Source organism: Micromonospora sp. CNZ280, from assembly GCF_011759515.1.
This window is the reverse complement of record NZ_JAAOYP010000002.1, coordinates 1,310,971-1,330,111: the sequence shown is the minus strand read 5'-3', so window position 1 is coordinate 1,330,111 and position 19,141 is coordinate 1,310,971. Positions and strand designations below refer to the sequence as shown.

The window sequence follows — 19,141 nt, the reverse complement described above, 5'->3', positions numbered from 1 at the left end:
AGTGAGTGACCATGCGGCACGGTGTTGCGCGTTTCGTCACGGGTTTTCTGGCCTTGCCGGTTGCGCTGTACCTCTTCTACGTGGTGTGGCCCTTCGCGCAGGCGGCGGGGTACTCGCTGACCGACTGGGGTGGCTACTCGGACACCCAGAACTTCGTCGGTCTGGACAACTACGTCCGGCTGCTTTCCGACGAGCTGATCAGGAAGGCGTTCTGGCACAACGTGTTCTTCCTGATCACCGTGCCGCTGTTCACCATCGGACTGGCCCTGTTCCTCGCGTTCCTGCTCAACGTGGGCGGACGCGAGGACAGGGCCGGCATCCGGGGAGTCTTCGGCTCCGGGCTCTACAAGGTCATCTTCTTCTTCCCGCAGGTGCTGTCACTGGTGGTCATCGCCGTGATGTGGCAGCAGATCTATCGGACCGACGGCCAGGGCCTGATCAACGGCCTGCTGATCAAGCTCGGGTTGCTCGACCCGGAGAACCCGCTCGCCTTCACCTCCGACCCGGAGCCGTTTCTCGGCGTACCGGCGGTGCTCTGGTGGCTGCTGTTGATCGCGGTTTGGAGTGGTGCCGGCTTCTACATGGTGCTCTTCTCCGCGGCGATGCAGTCGATCCCGAAGGACATCTACGAGGCGGCCATCCTCGACGGCGCGGGTAGGTTTCACACGTTCTTCCGGGTCACCCTGCCGCTACTGCGCGACACGGTCTCGGTCGCGTGGGTCTACCTCGGCTTCATCGCCCTGGACATGTACGCCCTGGTCTTCGTCATGACGCCCAGTCAGGGCGGGCCGAACCACGCCAGCGAGATCTTCGCATCGGTGCTCAACTTCACCGCGTTCCAGAAGGGCCAGTTCGGCTACGCCTGTGCGATGGGTGTCGCCCTGGCGATCTTCACGATCCTGCTGGCCGCGGCGCAGCTGAGGATCACCCGTCGTGAGCGGATCGAGTTCTGAGGAGGGCTGGAGGATGAGCACCCTGACTCCCGCGTCCGGTGACCTGACCCGGCCGGAGCAGACCACAGATCGCGCGGCCTCGGGTCGCCGCCCGGACTCCCGCGCCTCGGCCGTCGGATCGCGGCTGTTCAACGGCTTCTCCCACGCCTTCCTCGTGGTCTGGGCCGTGATGGTGATCTACCCGCTGGCGTGGGTGGTGATGTCGGCGCTGAAGACCGACTCGGAGGTGATCCGTGAGCCGCTGTCCCTGATCCCGGACAAGCTGAACTGGGACAATTTCTCCCGGGCCTGGGGAGAGGGACATCTCGGGGACTTCTTCTTCAACACCCTCCTGGTGCTGGCCGGCAGCGTCACCCTGACCATGCTGCTCGGCTCGATGGCCGCGTACGTGCTGGCCCGCTACGAGTTCCGCGGCAACCGGGCGATCTACTACATGTTCCTCTCCGGGCTGACCCTGCCGATCTACCTCGCCGCGGTGCCGCTGTTCAAGGGCGTCTACAACACGGGCCTGGTTTTACCGTTGCTCGGCCCGAACAAGCACCTCATGCTGATTCTGGTGTACGTCGCCTGGTCGCTGTCGTTCACGGTCTTCTTCATGCACTCGTTCTTCCGGACGCTGCCCAACGCGATCGCCGAGGCGGCGATGGTCGACGGGGCCTCGCACACCCGGCTGTTCTTCAGTGTGATGCTGCCGATGGCCAAGCCGGGCCTGATCAGCATCGGAATCTTCAACGTGCTCGGTCAGTGGAACCAGTGGTATCTGCCGACCCTGCTGATGCAGTCCGTCGCGGGAGAGCCCAAGAACCAGGTCATCTCCCAGGGCCTGATCGAACTCTCCGTCAACCAGGGGTACAAGTCCGACTGGTCCGGCCTTTTCGCCGGGGTGACCATGGCGATGCTTCCGGTGCTCATTGTTTACATCGTCTTCCAGCGGCAGGTTCAGTCCGGTCTGACCGCCGGCGTCGGCAAGTAGTCTGCGCGGACGGACACCAGGCCTCCGTCGAAGTGGCTGCCCCCGTGGCCCGACCACGGGGACAGCCACTTCCGCGTGTGTGAGGCGGGTGCGGGCGGCGGTGTCGCACGGGCGAGGCAGAATCGCGTCCGTGCTGGTGGCGGTGGTGTCCGACGAGCGGGGCGGGGGAGCCCTGCGACCGCTCGACGCCGCCGGCCGCCCCACCGGCCCGGTCGAGCCGGCCGCCGACCTGGCCGCCGCGGTGGCCGCCCGCGAGCGCGCCGAGCACCCCCGGTGGGTCTGGGCGTCCGGGGCGGCCGTCTACCCGGCCCTGGTGCGCGCCGGGGTGCGGGTCGAACGCTGCCACGACGTGGAGCTGACCGAGGCGCTGCTGCTCGGCCACGCCGGCCGCTGGGGCGAGCCGCGGTCGCTGGCCGCCGCCTGGGCCCGGCACACCGGCGCCCCGGTGCCGGCCGACCCGCCGCCGCGCCCGGCCGCGCCGCCCGGCCACGGGCAGGACGCGCTCTTCGACACCCTGCCCGGCCCTCCGGGGCCGGGCCTCGACGCCCTGATCGAGGTGTACGCCGACCAGCTCGCCCGGATCGCCGCCGCCGAGCATCCCGGCCGGTTCCGGCTGCTGGTCGCCGCCGAGTCGGCCGGCGCGCTGATCGCCGTCGAGATGGGCGCGGCCGGGCTGCCCTGGCGGGCCGAGGTGCACGACGAGATCCTCGCCGAGCTGCTCGGCGAGCCGTCCCCGGTCGGCGGCCCACCCCGCCGGCTGGCCGAGCTGGCCGCCCGGATCGCCGACGCGTTCGGCGTACGGCAGCTGCACGCCGACTCCCCGGCGGAGCTGTTGCGGGCGTTCGCCCGGGCCGGCGTGGAGCTGCCCAACACCCGGGCCTGGGTGCTGCGCGGGGTGGACCACCCGGCGGTGCCGCTGGTCCTGGAGTACAAGGAGCTCTACCGGATCTGGACGGCGCACGGCTGGGCCTGGCGCGACGCCTGGGTGCGCGACGGCCGGTTCCAGCCGGAGTACGTGCCCGGCGGCGTGGTCTCCGGCCGGTGGGCGACCCGGGGCGGCGGCGCGTTGCAGATCCCGAAGGTGATCCGGCGGGCGGTGGTGGCCGATCCGGGCTGGCGGTTCGTGGTCGCCGACGCCGGCCAGCTGGAGCCCCGGGTGCTCGCCGCGGTCTCCGGGGACGCCCGGCTCGCCGCGGCCGGCGGGGCCGGCGACCTCTACGCCGCACTCGCCCAGGACGCGTTCGGCGGCGACCGGGCCCGCGCCAAGGTGGCCCTGCTCGGCGCGATGTACGGGCAGACCGGCGGCGCGGCGGTGCCGGCGCTGGCGGTGCTGCGCCGCAGCTACCCGACGGCGTTCGGCTACGTCGAGGCGGCCGCCCGTACCGGCGAGGCCGGCGGGCTGGTCCGGTCCTGGCTCGGGCGCACCTGCCCACCGGGGACGGCCGGCTTCGCCGACGGCGAGGAGGGCGACCCGGACGCCGGGGCCGACCCGCAGTCGACCCGGGCGCGGGCGGCGCGTTCCCGGGGCCGGTTCACCCGCAACTTCGTCATCCAGGCCACCGCCGCCGAGTGGGCCGCCACGCTGCTGGCCACCCTCCGCGGCGAGCTGGCCGGCAGCGACGCCGAGCTGGTCTTCTTCCAGCACGACGAGGTGATCGTGCACTGCCCGGCCGAGCTGGCCGGGGCGGTGGCCGAGGCGGTGCGCCGGGCCGGCGAGCGAGCCACCGCGCTGCTGTTCGGCGACACGCCGGTGCGGTTCCCGCTCGATCTGTCCATCGTCGACTGCTACGCCGACGCGGACTGACGCTCGGCTCACACCGGCCGCCGGATCGGCCGCGATGCACCGTCGCTGACCGCGCCCGCGCTGACCGGTGGCTCAGCTTATGGTGATCGGTCCGGTGAATAACGGTTGCACTATTTTCCCCTTTCGCCCCGCTACCCGATCCACCCCCTCCTCGTTGCTCCCGATGTCCGTACGACGGAGCGGGCCGTGCCCCCTGGGCCACGGTCCGCTCCACGGTAGAGGGGGCGCAGCGCTGAACCGGATCGCAGGAATGATCATCGCCGCGGGCGGCGGCCGCCGCATCGGCGGCCCGGAGGCCCTGCTGCATCAGGGGGAGAAACCGCTGGTCAGCCGGATGATCGACACGATGGCCGAGGCGGGCTGCGCACCGCTCGTGGTGGTGCTGGGCGCCGCGGCCGACCAGGTGCGCGAGACGGCGGACCTGACCGGGGCCACCGTGGTGGTCAACCGGGCCTGGGGGACCGGCGTCGGGTCGTCCATCCGCGCGGGCCTGGCCGCGCTGGACGACGAGGCGATCGAGGCGGTAGTGGTGGTGCCGGTCGACATGCCCGGCCTGACCGCCGCCGCGGTGCGCCGGGTGGTCGCGCTGCCGTATCCGGACGTGCTGGTCTGCGCCACGTACGGCGGGCTGCGCGGCTACCCGATGCTGTTCGGCCGCCGGCACTGGTCCGGCATCGCCACCCTGGCGAGCGCCGACGTCGGTGCCCGGCCCTACCTGCTGGCGCACAAGGACCAGATCGTCGACATCTCGTGTGACTCGGTGGCCGACGGCAGCCGGGTCGACACCCCGGAGTTGATGGCGCTCTACGGCCTCACCGTCCCGCCCCAGCGCGTCGGCGTCTGAGCCACGCGGCCACGGGTGGGTCCGTGGCCGCCACGGCCGGTCGGGGCGGGATATCGTCACCCGGGCGGCGTCCGCGCCGCGCACGGGGGAGGTCCGATGTACGTCGCGATCGGCCGGCACGTCGCCGGGGCGCTGACCGCCTGGCTGGTGTTCACCGCCGAGGGTCTGGTCGGCTGTCTCGCCCTGCTCGGCTACGCGCTGGTCACCGGCGCCGACCCCGGCGGCCCGCTGGCCGGGCCGCTGCTGCTGCTGATCGCCGCCCTGCTCGGGGCCGTTTTGATGCCGCTGCTCTTCGCGCCGGCGGTGCTGCTCGGCGAGGCGGTCGCACGGCGGCGCGACCCCTTGGTGCGGACGCTCACCGGCACCGCGGCGGCGATGCTGCTGGCGGCCCTGTACGCCGCCGGCGTCGGGGTGGCCACCGACGGGTCCCCGGCCGGCGTCGTGCTGGCCTGCGTGCTCGCCGCGCTCGCCGTGGTGTGCCCGGTGCTGGCCTACACCCTGACCGTCCGCGCCGGCCGGTGGGCCGAGCGGGTGCTCGGCCGCCGGATGGCCCGGTCCACGCCGGCCGCGCCGGTCGCCGGAGAGGGCGTGACCTCGTAGGCGTGGCACGTCCACCGGTCGACCTGGTGCCCGCCGGCACGCCGGCCGAGTCGCTGACCCACAACACGCTCAACGGGGTGACCGGCGGCATCTGGCGTAGCCGCCGCGAGGGGCGGCCGGCCGTGCTGAAGCTGCTCGCCCCGCCCGGCCGGCCCGGCCCGGCGCACTGGGCGGGCAGCACCGACCCGGGCCACTGGAACTACTGGCGGCGCGAGGTCGAGGCGTACCGCAGCGGGCTGGCCGCCACCGCGTATCCCGGACTGGCCGGGCCGGCGCCGTTCGCGGTCGACGACCGGCCGGACGGGACGGTGGCGCTCTGGCTGACCGACGTGCCCGGCCGGCCCGGCACCACCTGCTCGGCCGCCGACCTCGGCGAGGTGGCCGACCGGCTCGGCGCCGGGCACGCCCGCTGGCTGGCCGACCCGGCGGGCCGGACCTGGCCCGGGACGGGCCGGACGCCGGACTGGTTGGCCCGGGACTGGCTGCGCGACTACACGCTCAGCCGGCCGGTGCCCGAGCCGGTGCCGTGGGAGCACCCGGTGGCCGTCGCCGCCTGGCCGGCGTCGCTGCGGGCGGGCCTGCGCCGGCTCTGGCAGCGGCGGTACGAGGTGGTGGCCGCCACCGACCGGCTGCCGCGCACCCTCTGCCACCACGACCTGTGGCCGATGAACCTGGTCTTCGCCGACACCGGCCCGGTGCTGCTCGACTGGTCGGGGGTGGGGCCGGGCCCGATCGGCGAGGACGCGGCCAACCTGGTGCTGGACACCTTCCTGGACGGGCTGGTCGACGTCGCGCTGCTCGACGAGGTGGCTGCCACCGTGCTGGACGGGTACCGGGCCGGCCTGGGCCGTAGGGTCGACCGGGCGACCGTCATCCGCGCGGTCCGGCTCACCGGGGCGGCCAAGTACGTCTGGCTGGCCCCGTTGATGCTCACCCGGCTGGGTGGCCCGACCGGGCAGACCTACGACCGGCGGGACGAGGCCGAGATCATGGCCGGCCGGCGCCCGGTGCTGGAGCTGCTGGTCCGCTGGGCCGCCACGGCGCTGGACTGAGCGGGGCCGGTCAGTCCAGCTGGAACAGGGCGGCCGCGTTGTGCCAGCAGACCGCGCACAGCCAGTCGTCGCCGAGGTCGAGCCGGGCCAGCCCGGCCAACTGCTCGGCGTACGGGTACGGAATGTTCGGAAAGTCGCTGCCCAGCAGCACCTTGCCGGCCAGCCCGAGCGACCGCAGCCGGGGCAGCTCGTCGGCGGGGAAGGGCACGAACCGGTCGAAGAACGAGGTGAAGGCCATGGTGGTGTCCAGCCGGACCCGCTCGTACGCCTCGGCCAGGTCGAGGAACGCCCGGTAGTCCGGCGCGCCCAGGTGGGCCACCACCGCGGTCAGCCTGGGGTGGCGGGCGAGCAGCGCGGCGAACGGGTCCGGCCCGGTGTGCGCGGTGCCGACCGGGGCGTGCCCGGCGTGCACCACGACCGGCACCCCGGCGTCGGCGAGCAGCCCCCAGACCGGGTCCAGCGCGGAGTCGGTCGGCGCGAACCCGCCGACCTGCACGTGCACCTTGAACACCCGGGCGCCGGCGGCCAGCGCGTCGGCGACGTACCGGCCGGCCGACGGCTCCGGGAAGAAGGTGGCCGAGGGCAGGCAGCCCGGGGTGGTCCGGGCGAAGTCGAGCGTCCACCGGTTCAGCTCCGCCGCCATGCCGGGTTTGTGGGCGTACGCCAGGGCGCTGAACGCCCGGACGCCGAGCCGGCGCAGGTGCGCCACCCGCTCGGCGTCGCTCCACCGGTAGCGGATCGGCCACTCGGTGCCCACCAGCGGCCCGGCCGCGTCGAAGTACGCCCACACCCGGCGCAGCAGCCGGGGCGGCAGGAAGTGCACGTGCACGTCGGCCAGCCCGGGCAGGCCGAGCCCGCGCCAGAACGCCGGCACCTCGGCGTCGTCGGCCCCGGACAACGGCGTCCGGCCGGTCGCGGGAGCGGGCCGGTCGGTCATACCTGAATGTTGAAGCGTTGCAGCACCGACGGGGCGACCAGCCCGGCGGCGGCGAGCACCGCGATCACGGTCAGCGCGGCGCGCACCACGACCACCTCGGTCTTGCTGCCGGCCCGCAGCGCGATGCTGTTCGGCAGGCCGATCATCGTCCACATCCGACGTTTGATCGGGATCGGCCAGAGGATCGGCACCCCGGCTTTGGTGATCATGTCGCCGAGGATGTGCACGAAGCAGCCCACGCCGACGGCGGTGCCGATCAGCGGATAGCCCCGGCCGCCGGGGAGGTTGGCGGCGACGAACCACGCCGCGCCGGCCGACACCAGGGTGACGATCACCCAGCCGGCCCGCTCCGCCCACTCGTCGAACAGCCCGCGCAGCGCCAGCCCGATCATGAAGAACAGGACGCCGATCACCGCCCACTTGCCGTACGCGGCGCAGAGCGCGGTGGTGCCCCAGCCGACCAGCAGGGTGAACGGGATGGTGTGGGTCAGCGTGCGGTGCCCGTTGCTGCGGCGCGGGTCACGGCTGAGTTTGGTCGCGTAGTAGACGCCGAGCGAGATCTTCTCCATCACCTCGGCGATGAACAGCGAGAACACCCCGAAGGTACGGGCCACGGTGGCGCCGCCCTGGTTGCGGGTGACCTTGCCGGACAGGTCGAGGTCGGGGAAGAGGGCGCCACCCGCGCAGACCGCCGTCCCGACGGCGAGTGCGAGGGGGGACTGGTGGTAGTCGGCGAAGTGGTCCAGCGCCCACGACCCGGCCAGCCACACCGTCGCGCCGGACAGCGCGTGGGACGGTCCCATCATCTCGGCTCACCCTCCCCGGGGATCTTGAGCGCCAAAACTACGCCACTGTAGTTCAGAGCCGTGCCGCGCGGGCATCACCCGGACGGGTCCACAGGGGACGGTGTCAGGGCAGGGGGGTGAAGCTCTGCCGGATCATCGCGAAGTATGCCGTGTTGACCTGCCAGTCGAACTCTTTTGTCAGCCACGAGACGGTGTACGCCCGGTCGGCGGAGACGTTCGCCAGCAGTCGCCCGGTGTGCACCCGGTCGCCGGCCGCGCCGATCCAGGCGCACTCCCACGTCCCGGTGCAGCACCCCGGCGGCGTGCGCGACCAGGTCCAGCAGCCGGTACCGTCCCGCGATCAGCCGCTGCCGCACGGTTCCGCGTTCCTCCCGGTCACTCCGGGTTACACGATTGTCAGCGCAGCGCGCTTTCTCATCGACCGCCGGCCGGGAGCTGGAGGAGGACCGACGGCCAGGCGGGCCGTGGCGGCGGGGGACGTCAGGCGATGCCGAGCCGCGGCGGCGGAGCCCGGTCCGCCGACCATGCCGGGACGCAGCCCGGGACCGCCTGCTTCGCCAGCCGGAAGACGATGCACAGCCCCACCGCGTGGCCGAGCGAGAAGATCACGGCGAGTACGGCGGCGACGACCAGCATCGGCAGCGCGGCGGGCTGCTCGACGGTGCGTCGCCGCTGAGGGACTCGCATGCGGCACACCATAGCCGCGCCGGACGCGGACCGACCAACCGTCGCCGCCGCGCCCGCTGTCTTGCCGACGGCCGGAAAGGAGCGGGGCGGTTGTTGGCCCGCCGGCTCCGCTGTCGCCGCGCGGTCACCGGCCCAAGCTGGAGGTCGTCTCGGGCGAAAGTGAGGGCGGCATGCCGGCCAGGACCACCGTCGATCGACCGCAGAACGGCGCCCACCGCAGCCCGGTCTCCGTCACGCCGGCTGACGAGTACACCCCGCGCCACCCCGCTGGCCCCGGCGCAGTCCGGCACACCGTGACGGCCGGCGGGCCGGCCGGGCTCAGCACGCGGCGTGCCCGGCACCGAGCAGGTTGCCCTCCGGGATGACGATCCGCTGGCCGCCGGCCGGCCGGGCCACGCGCCGGGCCCGCCACTGGCCCTGCTCCCGCCGGGCCGCGGCGTACGTGCCGGCGGTCCGGTCCGCGATGCTCGCCCAGCCGTAGCGCCGGCCGACCATGGTCCGGGCGCGCCGGGCGACCCGGCGGGCGAACACCTCGTCGCCGATGAGTTGGTCGACCGCGCCGGCCAGGGCGTCCGGATCGCTGTGCGGAAAGGTCACCCCGGTGACGCCCGGCTCGACGATCTCGGCGAGGCCGCCGGTACGGGCCACCGCGAGCGGCGCGCCGGCCGCCGCCGCCTCCAGCGCCACCATCCCGAACGGCTCGTAGAGGCTCGGCACCACCGTCGCGTCGGTGGCACCCAGCATCGCCGGCAGCTGGGTGGTGTCCAGGAAGCCGGTGAAGCGTACGGTCGACCCGAGCGTGAGCCGGCGCGCCTCCTCCTCCAGCTCGGCCCGGTACGGCCCGTCCCCGGCGATCACCACCCGCAGGCCCGGGTGCCGCGGCTGCAGGTACGGCACCGCGTGCACCAGGTGCTGCACGCCCTTCTCGTAGACCAGCCGGCCGGCGTACCCGACCAGCGGCCCGTCCCCGGCGAACCGGGCCCGGGCCGAGGCCACCGCCCGGGGCCGGGCCCGCCAGGCCCGGTCGTCCACCCCGTTGGGCACCACGTCGACCTGCCCGGCCGGCACCTCGAACAGGGTGGTGACCTGGTCGCGCATGTAGCCGGAGCAGGCGATCACCCGGGTCGAGGCGTTGCTGAGCCAGTGCTCGACGCCGTGGATGGTGCGGTTCATCTCCTCGGGCAGCCAGCCCTGGTGCCGGCCCGCCTCGGTGGCGTGGATCGTGGTCACCAGGGGCAGATCGAGGTGCTCGGCGAGGGTGACGGCGGTGTGCGCGACGAGCCAGTCGTGGGCGTGGATGACGTCGTGGTCGGCGGTGTCGGTGGCGCGCAGGGCGGCGCGGGTGAGGGTGTGGTTGAAGGCCATGGTCCAGGCCAGCAGGCTGTTGGTGGCCAGGGGGAAGGTGACGGGGTCTTCGGCGGCGCGGATGATGCGGACGCCGTCGGCGTACTCCTCCAGGGGTGCGCCGTCGGCGTGGCGGGTGACGACGGTGACCTGGTGGCCGGCGGCGGCGAGGGCGACGGAGAGGGCGTGGACGTGGCGGCCGAGGCCGCCGACGAGCACCGGCGGGTACTCCCAGGACAGCATCAGCACGCGCTGGTGCCGGGCGGGGTGGATGTCGATCACGTCGGCGTCTTGTGACATGCGGCCCCCTCTGAGTTGTCCCCGGGCGCGCGCCGGCCGGCACCTGCGCCGGTGCCCGTCGTCGCGGCTGGATCGGATCCAATCCTGCGGGCGACCGGCTAACCAGCGGAGACGCGGTCGTTGCAGAGGTGTAAACCGTTAACGGCGCACCCGCAGCAGCTCGGCGACGGACCAGGCCTGGAAGGGGCAACCGGTCGCCCGGTGCGGGGCGTCGGCGTCGGCCGTCTCGCTTACCGAGCCCAGGCCGTACTCGGCCAGGTGGGCTTCCACGCCGACGAACAGGTCGTCGACCGGCAGGCCGGCCCGCTGGCAGGCGTCGGCGTACGGGCCGAGCAGCCACGGCCAGACGGTGCCCTGGTGGTACGCCCCGTCCCGCTCCGCCGGCCCGCCCCGGTGCCGCCCGACGAACCCGGGGGAGCCCGGGGCGAGGCTGCGCGGGCCGAGCGGGGTGAGCAGCCCGGCGGCCACCCGGCGCAGCGCCGCCGCGTCCGGCTCCAGCGGGGCGTACGGCAGCGACCAGGCCAGCAGCTGGTTGGGGCGGAGCAGGTCGTCGTCGTGCCGCTCCGCGCCCAGCGGGTACGCCGCCGCGGGCGCGTCCACCACGTCGTACAGCCAGCCGGTCGGGGCGGGGAAGCGGTCGCGGAACGCGGCGGTCGCCCGCTCGTGCAGCCGGCGCAGGTCGGTGGCGTCCCGCCCGACCAGCTCGCTCAACTCGGCCAGCCCGGCCAGCCCGTTGATCCAGAGCGCGTTGACCTCCACCGGCTTGCCCGCCCGCGGCGTCACCGGCACCCCGTGCACCCGGGCATCCATCCAGGTCAGCGCCGCCCCCGGGGCGCCGGAGGTGAGCAGCCCGTCGACCGGGTCGACGGCGATGCCGTACCGGGTGCCGGCCAGGTGCGCGTCGACCACCGTGCGCAGCGCCGGCAGCAGCTCGGCGGCCAGGTCGGTGTCGCCGGTGACGGCGACGTGCCGGCGTACCGCGTGCAGGAACCACAGCGTGCCGTCGACCGTGTTGTACTCCACCCGCCCGGTGTCGGCGGTGTTGGCGAGCATCCCCTCCGACAGCGTCGCCGCGTACGACCGCAGCAGCTCGCGCCCCTCGTCGGCCCGGCCGGTGGTGAGGAACAGGCCCTCGTAGGAGATCATCGTGTCCCGCGACCAGGCGCCGAACCACGGGTAGCCGGCGACCACGTCCGGCCCCCGGCCGGTGCTGACGACGAACGCGTCGGCGGCCAGCGCGAGCGTCGCGGTCACCTCGTCGGCCGGCGCGGCGGCCGCCACCACCCGGCGGTTGCGGTCCCGGGCGGCCGCGACCACCTCGGTCGCCGGGGGCGGCTGCTCGGCCAGGTCGCCGGCCCAGGCCAGCACCGACACGGTGTCGCCCGGGCGGTCCAGCGCACCGGCGAAGCCTCCCGCGTGCCAGAGGTCCTCGCTCGGGGGCAGGCCCCGGTCCGCCTCCTCCCGGTGGTGCACGCCGAGCCACCACTGGCCCTCCGGGGTCCAGTCCGGCCCGGCGAGCCGGAACGCGCCCTCGACCACCGCCCCGCCGGCCACCGGCTCCACCCGGGGCACCGGCCCGTCGGCGCGGCGCTCGCCGTGCGCGTCCCGCCAGGTGCAGGTCGCGGCCAACTCCAGCCGGACGGGGCCGCCCGCCACCAGCCGGTGCACCACCGCGACGCAGCGGTGGCCGTGCCGCATGGCCAGCTCCCGCTCGATCACCACGTCGCCGATCCGCCACCGCCACCGGGGCACCCCGTCGATCAGGGTGAACTGCTCCAGCAGCTCGAAGCCGGGCGGGTCGACGACCCCGGAGGCCCACTCGTGCGCGCCCAGCCGCACCCGGGCGCCGGACGGGAGCAGCACGGCCGGATCCAGGCTGACCAGACCGACCCGGCGGGACGCCGGCGTCTCGCCGGCCACCACCAGCAGCCCGTGGTAGCGGCGGGTCCGCAGCCCGCTGACCGTGCCCATGGCGTACCCGCCGAGGCCGTCGGTGACCAGCCACTCCCGGGTCGCACCGCTGCTGAGCTGCCCGCACACCTGCGAACCGAACCGAATGTCGATCAACTTTCCTCCACCGGCGGCGGGGTGTAACACGCCACGACGAGAATGGCCGCTGTGGTGGAGTACCCCGGCGGCGTCGAAGATGTGCACGTGATCACCGACGTGCCGCCGACGAACGCGCCCGCGCCCGACCCCGAGCGGATCCGGCTCGCCCAGGCCGACGCGGGGGAGCAGGACTGGCGGGCATGGGGTCCGTATCTGTCCGAACGGGCGTGGGGGACGGTGCGGGAGGACTACAGCGAGCACGGCACGGCGTGGGACTACTTTCCCCACGACCACGCCCGGTCCCGAGCCTACCGGTGGAGCGAGGACGGGATGGCGGGCGTCTGCGACGACCGGCAGACGTTCTGCTTCGCCCTCGCCCTGTGGAACGGCCGCGACCCGATCCTCAAGGAGCGGATGTTCGGCCTCGGCGGCGACGGCGGCAACCACGGGGAGGACGCCAAGGACTACTGGTGGTACGAGGACTCCACGCCCACCCACTCGTGGATGCGCTGGCGCTACCACTACCCGCAGGCCGCCTTCCCGTACGACGAGCTGGTCGCGGTCAACGCGCTGCGCGGCCGGGACGACACCGAGTACGAGCTGGTCGACACCGGCATCTTCGACGACGACCGGTACTGGGCGGTGACCGTCGACTACGCAAAGGCGTCGCCGACCGACCTGTGCGTCGTGATCACGGTGGCCAACCGGGGCGACCGGGACGACCGGCTGCACGTGCTGCCCACCCTGTGGTTCCGCAACACCTGGGCATGGGGGCTGCCCGGCGGCGACCGGATCCCCCGGCTGGTCGGGGAGGGGTCCCGGCTGGTCGGCGAGCACCGGGTACTCGGCCAGCTGCTGCTGGAGGGGGAGGGGGCGCCGACCCCGCTGCTCTGCGACAACGACACCAACGCCGAGCGGCTCTGGGGGCTGCCGGGCCGCTCCCGGTACCCGAAGGACGGGATCAACGACCACGTGGTCAACGGCGCGGCGACGGTGAACCCGGCGCGGGAGGGCACCAAGGGCGCCCTGCACTACGTGCTGGACGTGCCGGCCGGCGAGCAGCGGCAGATCAGGCTGCGGCTGACCCGTACCGCCCCGCCGCCCGGCGGCGCCGCGCCGCCGCCGGCGGACCTGGGCGCCGGGTTCGACGCGGTGGTGTGGGCCCGGCGGGCGGAGGCGAACCGGTTCTTCGCCGGGGTGATCCCGGCCGCCGCCACCGCCGACGAGGCCCTGGTGGCGCGGCAGGCCATCGCCGGGCTGATGTGGGGCAAGCAGTTCTACCACTTCGACGTGAAGCGGTGGTTGGAGGGCGATCCGGGCTCGGCGCCGCCGCCACCGGGCCGCCGGCACGGGCGCAACAGCGCCTGGTGGCACATGACCAGCTTCGACGTGATCTCCATGCCGGACCCGTGGGAGTACCCCTGGTACGCGGCCTGGGACCTGGCCTTCCACTGCGTGAGCATCGCCCGGGTCGACCCGGGCTTCGCCAAGGACCAGCTGCTGCTCCTGCTGCGCGAGTGGTACCTGCACCCGAACGGGCAGATCCCCGCGTACGAATGGGCGTTCGGCGACGTGAACCCGCCGGTGCACGCGTGGGCGGCGTTGAAGGTCTTCGAGATCGACGGGAGCCGGGACCACGACTTCCTGGCCCGGGTGATGCACAAGCTGCTGCTCAACTTCACCTGGTGGGTCAACCGCAAGGACACCGGCGGCAACAACGTCTTCGAGGGCGGTTTCCTCGGGCTGGACAACGTCGGGCCGTTCGACCGGTCGGCGGCGCTGCCGGTGGCCGGGGTGCTGGAGCAGTCCGACGGCACCGGCTGGATGGCGATGTACGCGCTCAACCTGCTCGACATCGCGATCGTGCTGGCCGAGCACGACCGCACCTGGGTGGACACCGCCACCAAGTTCTTCGAGCACTTCGCGTACATCGCGGCGGCCGCGTACTCGCAGGGGCTCTGGGACGACGAAGACGCGTTCTTCTACGACGTGCTGCGGCTGACCGACGGCACCAAGGTCCCGCTGAAGGTCCGCTCGGTGGTGGGGCTGCTGCCGCTGGCGGCGGTCACCCGGCTCACCGCGCGTACCCTGCACCGGCTGCCCGAGTTGGGCGCCCGGCTGCGCTGGTTCCTCACCAACCGCCCCGAGTACGCCGACGTGATCGGCGCGCGCAGGCTCGGCCCGGACGGCCGCCAGCAGCGGCTGCTGTCCATGGTCGGTCCGGAGCAGGTGGTCCGGCTGCTGGCCCGGATGCTCGACACCGACGAGTTCCTCTCCGAGTACGGCCTGCGCACGCTCTCCCGGGCGCACCTGGACAAGCCGTTCGCGGTGACCCTCGGCGGTCAGGAGTTCTGCGTCGGCTACGAGCCGGCCGAGTCGACCAGCGGGCTGTTCGGCGGCAACTCCAACTGGCGCGGGCCGATCTGGATGCCGACCAACTTTCTGCTGATCAGCGCGCTGCGCGACTACGCCGCCTTCTACGGCGACGACCTGCGGGTGGAGTATCCGACCCGGTCCGGGGTGAAGCGGACGCTCGACGAGATCGCCGACGACCTCTCCGCCCGGCTGATCGCGCTGTTCACCCAGGACGGCTGGGGTCGCCGGCCGATCTACGGCGCGTGCCAGCTCTTCCAGACGCACCCCGACTGGCGGGACCTGATCGCCTTCCCGGAGTACTTCCACGGCGACAACGGGGCGGGGCTCGGCGCCTGGCACCAGACCGGCTGGACCGCCCTGGTGGCCGACCTGATCCTGACGCTGCGCCGCTGACCTGCGAGTTGTGTCGCGACGGCGAACAGTTGCCAATCCGTCGCCGGCCGTTCACGGTCCGCGACCGCGGCTAGGCTCGGTGAGGTGTCCGCCGACCAGGACGGCGCCGCCGGCCACCGCGAGGCCGCCGTCCACGCGACCGGCGTGCCGCCGCGACCCGTTCCGACGGGCGAGGCGGCGACCCACGCCGTCGAGGTTCCGGCCCACGGGGCGGGGCAGCTCGGGGACGGGCGCGAGGTTCCGGTTCACGCCGAGCCCGGGCGGACCGGGTACCGGTCACCCCGGCCGCCGCGTTCGCGCAGCTGCGCGCCGCCGCTGGCCGCCGGCCGGGACCCGGACACCCTCGCCGAACTCGGCTGGAGCCTGCTACACGGCGTGGTCATGCTCACCCGCGGCGGCCGGCTCCGGCCGGAGGCGCAGGAGCAGCGCGAGGAGATGATCGCCGCCCGGCTGCTGGAGCTGCCGGTGGCGCCGGCCCCGCGCCGCGGGAAAGTCCCTGGGCGCTCCGGCGGCGGTGCCCTATAGTCCCCGCCGGGCCAGGCGGTGACCGGCCCGGCACGGGGAGGGGACGGCATGACGGACGGTGGCGCGACGGTGTCCCCGGGGCAGGTGTTGGTGTTCGACGCCGACGACACGCTCTGGGAGAACAACCTGCTCTTCGAGCGGGTGATCGACGACTTCCTGGCGTGGCTGGACCACCCGACCCTGGACCGGGTCGCGATCCGGGCCGTCCTGGACGACATCGAGCGGGCCAACGCCGCCGTGCACGGCTACGGGAGCAAGGTCTTCCTGCACAGCCTCGGCGAGTGCCTGGAGCGGCTGCGCCAGCGGCCGGCCACCGAGGCCGAGCGCCGGGAGATCCAGGAGCTGGCGGTGGCGCTGGTGGAGCACCAGGTCGAGCTGATGCCGGGGGTGGCCGACGCGCTCGACGAGCTGGCCGGCCGACACGCGCTGCTGCTGCTGACCAAGGGGGACCGGGAGGAGCAGCAGCGCAAGCTGGACGCCTCCGGGCTGCTGCCCCACTTCCGGGCCGCGCACATCGTGCCGGAGAAGGACGTCGACACGTACCGCTGGCTGACCCGTGAGCACGGCTTCGACCCGGCCGGCGCGTGGATGATCGGCAACTCCCCGAAGTCGGACATCCTGCCGGCCCGGGCGGCCGGCATGAACGCGGTGTTCATCCCCAACGACAACACCTGGGTGCTGGAGCACGACGAGCTGGACCCGGCCGACCCGGGTGTGCTGCACCTGACCGCCTTCCCCGACCTGCTCAAGCACTTCTGAGCTGGTCCCGGGACCGACGGCACCGGCCGCCATGCCGCTGACCTTCCCGTCGCACCTGGCCGCCGTGCTGCCGCTGAAGCTGTGGCGGCCGCGCTGGTTCGACGGGGTGGCGCTGGCCACCGGTGCGGTGTCGCCGGACGTCGCGCACCTGACCATGGGCAGCCGGTTGGAGGTCGGCGGCAGCCACACCGCCGCCGGCCTGCTCTGGTGGTGCCTGCCGGTGGCGCTCGGATACGCGTGGCTGGCCCGCCACGGCGCGGCCGGGGTCGCGCCGTGGCTGCCCGGCCGGGCGACCACCGGGTGGGTGGCGGACGCCCGCACGAGCGCGCCCCGGTGGTGGGTCACCGGCGGCTCGGCGCTGCTCGGCTCCGCCACCCACCTCGGCTGGGATCACCTCACCCACACGGACGGCTGGCTCCGGGCGCTGGGCGTCGACTGGTACGCCCGGACCGGCCTGCACTGGTGGACGGTGGCGGACCTGAGCAGCACGCTGCTCGGTGCGGCGGTCGCCGTCGACCTGGCCCGGCGCCTCGCGCGCCGGCATGGCATCGTGAACGGGCGACCGACGCCGGGTGACCCGGTGGTGTTCGGCGGGGCCGCCGCCACGACCGCGCTGGGCGGGGTGGCGCTGCTGCCGGCCCTGCCGGCCGCCGATCAGCCGGCTGCCACCGGCGTACGGCTGCTGCACGTGCTGGCGCTCGCGCTGCTGGTGGGTGGCCTCGCCGCCCGCCGCGCGCAGCGTTTGCGCAGAGGTTGCTCCGACGGGAAGTAGCGCTCCTGTCGACGGTCGTGTTACGCGGACATGCCGGTTTTCAACGTTGATATCAATCACCCTCCACCAGGCCCCGCGCGCCTTGTCCGACCTGGAATGACCCGCCTAGCCTGATCCGGCGCTCGCGGCTCTTCGGGGTGGGTCGGGAGCGCACCGAAGTCCGGTAGCTGGGCACCGTGGAGCTGAGTGCAGGCGGGCCGGCTCGTCGGGTTGAGCCGAGCGTGGGCGGCGTGCCACGCCCGCGCGTCCAATCCGGCGAAGCTCGCTACCACGCCGGACGGCTGGGGGTCAGGACCGGGGAGTTGCGGACCCGGTCCTGACCCGTCCTGTTTCCGGACGTCGGCGTGTCGTTGCGTTCGAGCTGCCGATCCCGTTACACCGACCCGCCGCCGTACCCGGCTGAGATTCCTCACCATTTCCGGGGCAGCCGGCCCGGACCGCAACTGCGATCATGCTGCGAATGGACCGGAGACATTCTTCCGTGCGTACCGCCGTCCTGCCGAGGCGCTCGTGACCGGGCGGGGGCGGCCGATCCCGCCGCCGAACCGGGCGTCGGCGCTGACCACCCTGCCGGAGGGGACCCGGCAGGTCGTCCTCGTCACCGGCAACGGCTACAACACCACGTACGCGACGCTGGAGACGTTCGCCGTGGCCGGCGGCCACTGGGTCGCGGTCTTCCCGCCGCTGCCGGCGCGGATCGGCTCCCGGGGCTTCAGTGACAACCACGTCGAGGGCGTGCCCACCACGCCGACAGGCGTCTACTCGTTCGGCGAGACGATGTACGGCATCGGCGCCGACCCGGGGGTCCGCTACCCGTACCACCAGGTGGTGACGAACGACTGGTGGAACGAGAACCCGGAATCGCCGCTGTACAACACCTTCCAGCACAGCACCACCAACCCGGGTGGCTTCAGCGAGGCGCTGTGGAAGGAGATCCCCGCGTACACCCACTTCGCGGTGATCACGTACAACATGCCGCCGAACGTGCCGGAGCCGATCCCGAACGCCGGCAGCGGCATCTTCCTGCACGAGTACAGCACCAGCGGCGGTAACGCGACCGCCGGCTGCGTCAGCCTCGCGCACGCCAACCTGGTCCGGGTGCTGACCTGGCTGGACCCGGCGCGCGCGCCGCGGATCGTGATCTGCCCGGTGCAGAACCTCGGCCGGTACTGACCCGCGCCCGCTGCCGCCTCCCGGCTCGCTGCGCGCACCGGGTGTCGACCCGGTCCTCTCGGGACATGGCGCAGGCACCGGCAGGACGCGCGCGAGGGCGACGTGATCGAGCAGTTCCGCCCGCCGTTCGGCTCGTACGAGCCGGACAAGGGGCCGGGCCTGACCCGGTGGGCTTCCGACCAGATCGACGCCGCCCGCATCAGCGAGGAGCAGTCGCACTGCGTGGTCGGGTCGCCGGAGTGCGGTTAGGTCCGGCCGGTGCCGCCGTCGGCACCGGCCGGACCGGGTCAGCCGGTTTCGCGGGCTCGCCAGATCGGGCTGTCGAAGTAGTGGTTGTCGAATTGCTCGGAGCTGGCGCCGATCTCCTGCGGCTTGGCTTGGCCGTTGTAGACGCGTTCCAGCAGTCGGTAGTAGTCGAATCGGGCAATACCTGGCGTGAAGGTGACGAGGACGTCGGCTTCCTTGCCGGAGGCTGGGGCGAAGGCGTGCGGCAGATGCGGCGGGATGACGAGGAGATCGCCTTGGTGCAGGGTGAGGATCTGCTCGCCGGCCAGGACCTCCAGGATCCCGTCGATGACGAAGAAGGTTTCGGCGGCGCGGGTGTGGAAGTGCGGCGGCGCGCCGGGTGACCCCTTGCGGAGCAGGGAGCGGTTGACGGTTAGGGCCCCGTGGGTGGCGTCCGCGTCGGCAAGCAGGGTGATGAGGCTGGTGGGTCCGTCTGCGAGGATCTCGGCGTCGGCGGCCGTGACGAGGACCGGTGACGGGGGCTGGGTGGTGGACACGGTTCTCCTTGT

General features: G+C 73.5%; 18 protein-coding genes. 12 read left to right on the top strand and 6 right to left on the bottom strand.

Features of this window, described 5'->3' with window-relative positions; genetic code table 11:
* The first annotated feature begins 11 nt into the window (after positions 1–11).
* From FHX32_RS20915 to FHX32_RS20890, 6 genes are all read left to right on the top strand, one after another.
* A complete protein-coding gene (locus tag FHX32_RS20915; protein WP_167185598.1) occupies positions 12–953 on the top strand; it encodes a carbohydrate ABC transporter permease in 942 nt (313 codons plus the stop codon).
* A 13-nt stretch (positions 954–966) separates the two neighbouring features.
* Entirely contained in the window at positions 967–1,926 is a 960-nt protein-coding gene (locus tag FHX32_RS20910; protein WP_167185595.1) for a carbohydrate ABC transporter permease, read from the top strand.
* Positions 1,927–2,026: 100 nt separating this feature from the next.
* Positions 2,027–3,730 (top strand): bifunctional 3'-5' exonuclease/DNA polymerase, encoded by a 1,704-nt coding sequence (locus FHX32_RS20905; protein ID WP_167185592.1) that lies wholly within the window; start codon positions 2,027–2,029, stop codon positions 3,728–3,730.
* Positions 3,731–3,980: 250 nt separating this feature from the next.
* The gene (locus tag FHX32_RS20900; protein WP_088992997.1) at positions 3,981–4,574 is read left to right on the top strand and encodes a nucleotidyltransferase family protein; all 594 of its coding nucleotides are present in this window, start codon (positions 3,981–3,983) and stop codon (positions 4,572–4,574) included.
* Between the two features lie 96 nt (positions 4,575–4,670).
* Positions 4,671–5,174 (top strand): hypothetical protein, encoded by a 504-nt coding sequence (locus FHX32_RS20895; protein ID WP_167185589.1) that lies wholly within the window; start codon positions 4,671–4,673, stop codon positions 5,172–5,174.
* Between the two features lie 2 nt (positions 5,175–5,176).
* Complete coding sequence (locus tag FHX32_RS20890; RefSeq protein WP_167185587.1) at positions 5,177–6,226, top strand: phosphotransferase; 1,050 nt, start codon at positions 5,177–5,179, stop codon at positions 6,224–6,226.
* Between the two features lie 10 nt (positions 6,227–6,236).
* On the opposite strand, the gene FHX32_RS20885 is transcribed toward FHX32_RS20890, so the two are convergent.
* The 5 genes from FHX32_RS20885 to FHX32_RS20865 form a co-directional block, all read right to left on the bottom strand.
* The gene (locus FHX32_RS20885) at positions 6,237–7,163 is read right to left on the bottom strand and encodes an amidohydrolase family protein (protein WP_167185583.1); all 927 of its coding nucleotides are present in this window, start codon (positions 7,161–7,163) and stop codon (positions 6,237–6,239) included.
* A complete protein-coding gene (locus FHX32_RS20880; RefSeq protein WP_167185580.1) occupies positions 7,160–7,969 on the bottom strand; it encodes a metal-dependent hydrolase in 810 nt (269 codons plus the stop codon). The genes FHX32_RS20885 and FHX32_RS20880 overlap by 4 nt, the downstream gene beginning before the upstream one ends.
* 480 nt (positions 7,970–8,449) lie before the next feature.
* Positions 8,450–8,656: a hypothetical protein gene (locus FHX32_RS20875; RefSeq protein ID WP_167185577.1), complete on the bottom strand. Its 207-nt coding sequence runs from the start codon at positions 8,654–8,656 to the stop codon at positions 8,450–8,452.
* A gap of 318 nt (positions 8,657–8,974) precedes the next feature.
* Positions 8,975–10,300 (bottom strand): glycosyltransferase family 4 protein, encoded by a 1,326-nt coding sequence (locus tag FHX32_RS20870; RefSeq protein WP_167185574.1) that lies wholly within the window; start codon positions 10,298–10,300, stop codon positions 8,975–8,977.
* 138 nt (positions 10,301–10,438) lie between these two features.
* The gene (locus tag FHX32_RS20865) at positions 10,439–12,367 is read right to left on the bottom strand and encodes a glycogen debranching enzyme family protein (protein WP_167185571.1); all 1,929 of its coding nucleotides are present in this window, start codon (positions 12,365–12,367) and stop codon (positions 10,439–10,441) included.
* Between the two features lie 42 nt (positions 12,368–12,409).
* Between FHX32_RS20865 and FHX32_RS20860 the strand changes: the two genes are divergently transcribed.
* From FHX32_RS20860 to FHX32_RS20835, 6 genes are all read left to right on the top strand, one after another.
* Entirely contained in the window at positions 12,410–15,118 is a 2,709-nt protein-coding gene (locus FHX32_RS20860) for an MGH1-like glycoside hydrolase domain-containing protein (RefSeq protein ID WP_167185568.1), read from the top strand.
* Positions 15,119–15,202: 84 nt separating this feature from the next.
* Positions 15,203–15,643 carry a hypothetical protein gene (locus FHX32_RS35275; RefSeq protein WP_486481214.1) on the top strand — a complete coding sequence of 147 codons (441 nt, stop codon included), beginning with the start codon at positions 15,203–15,205 and terminating at the stop codon, positions 15,641–15,643.
* Positions 15,644–15,691: 48 nt separating this feature from the next.
* Positions 15,692–16,402: an HAD family hydrolase gene (locus FHX32_RS20850; protein WP_167185565.1), complete on the top strand. Its 711-nt coding sequence runs from the start codon at positions 15,692–15,694 to the stop codon at positions 16,400–16,402.
* A gap of 31 nt (positions 16,403–16,433) precedes the next feature.
* The gene (locus FHX32_RS20845) at positions 16,434–17,174 is read left to right on the top strand and encodes a DUF4184 family protein (protein ID WP_167185562.1); all 741 of its coding nucleotides are present in this window, start codon (positions 16,434–16,436) and stop codon (positions 17,172–17,174) included.
* 510 nt (positions 17,175–17,684) lie between these two features.
* Positions 17,685–18,347 (top strand): L,D-transpeptidase family protein, encoded by a 663-nt coding sequence (locus tag FHX32_RS20840; protein ID WP_167185559.1) that lies wholly within the window; start codon positions 17,685–17,687, stop codon positions 18,345–18,347.
* 102 nt (positions 18,348–18,449) lie between these two features.
* The gene (locus tag FHX32_RS20835) at positions 18,450–18,596 is read left to right on the top strand and encodes a hypothetical protein (protein ID WP_167185556.1); all 147 of its coding nucleotides are present in this window, start codon (positions 18,450–18,452) and stop codon (positions 18,594–18,596) included.
* Between the two features lie 38 nt (positions 18,597–18,634).
* Here FHX32_RS20835 and FHX32_RS20830 read toward each other — a convergent pair whose 3' ends face one another.
* Complete coding sequence (locus tag FHX32_RS20830) at positions 18,635–19,129, bottom strand: cupin domain-containing protein (protein ID WP_167185553.1); 495 nt, start codon at positions 19,127–19,129, stop codon at positions 18,635–18,637.
* Positions 19,130–19,141: the final 12 nt, after the last annotated feature.

What these genes read in the sequence shown, in the direction of transcription:
- FHX32_RS20875 (WP_167185577.1), bottom strand. Translation starts at nt 8,656, where the DNA reads ATGCGAGTCCCTCAGCGGCGACGCACCGTCGAGCAGCCCGCCGCGCTG.
- FHX32_RS20870 (WP_167185574.1), bottom strand. Translation starts at nt 10,300, where the DNA reads ATGTCACAAGACGCCGACGTGATCGACATCCACCCCGCCCGGCACCAG.
- FHX32_RS20880 (WP_167185580.1), bottom strand. Translation starts at nt 7,969, where the DNA reads ATGATGGGACCGTCCCACGCGCTGTCCGGCGCGACGGTGTGGCTGGCC.
- FHX32_RS20910 (WP_167185595.1), top strand. Translation starts at nt 967, where the DNA reads ATGAGCACCCTGACTCCCGCGTCCGGTGACCTGACCCGGCCGGAGCAG.
- FHX32_RS20885 (WP_167185583.1), bottom strand. Translation starts at nt 7,163, where the DNA reads ATGACCGACCGGCCCGCTCCCGCGACCGGCCGGACGCCGTTGTCCGGG.
- FHX32_RS20915 (WP_167185598.1), top strand. Translation starts at nt 12, where the DNA reads ATGCGGCACGGTGTTGCGCGTTTCGTCACGGGTTTTCTGGCCTTGCCG.
- FHX32_RS20900 (WP_088992997.1), top strand. Translation starts at nt 3,981, where the DNA reads ATGATCATCGCCGCGGGCGGCGGCCGCCGCATCGGCGGCCCGGAGGCC.
- FHX32_RS20860 (WP_167185568.1), top strand. Translation starts at nt 12,410, where the DNA reads ATGGCCGCTGTGGTGGAGTACCCCGGCGGCGTCGAAGATGTGCACGTG.
- FHX32_RS20845 (WP_167185562.1), top strand. Translation starts at nt 16,434, where the DNA reads ATGCCGCTGACCTTCCCGTCGCACCTGGCCGCCGTGCTGCCGCTGAAG.
- FHX32_RS20850 (WP_167185565.1), top strand. Translation starts at nt 15,692, where the DNA reads ATGACGGACGGTGGCGCGACGGTGTCCCCGGGGCAGGTGTTGGTGTTC.
- FHX32_RS20895 (WP_167185589.1), top strand. Translation starts at nt 4,671, where the DNA reads ATGTACGTCGCGATCGGCCGGCACGTCGCCGGGGCGCTGACCGCCTGG.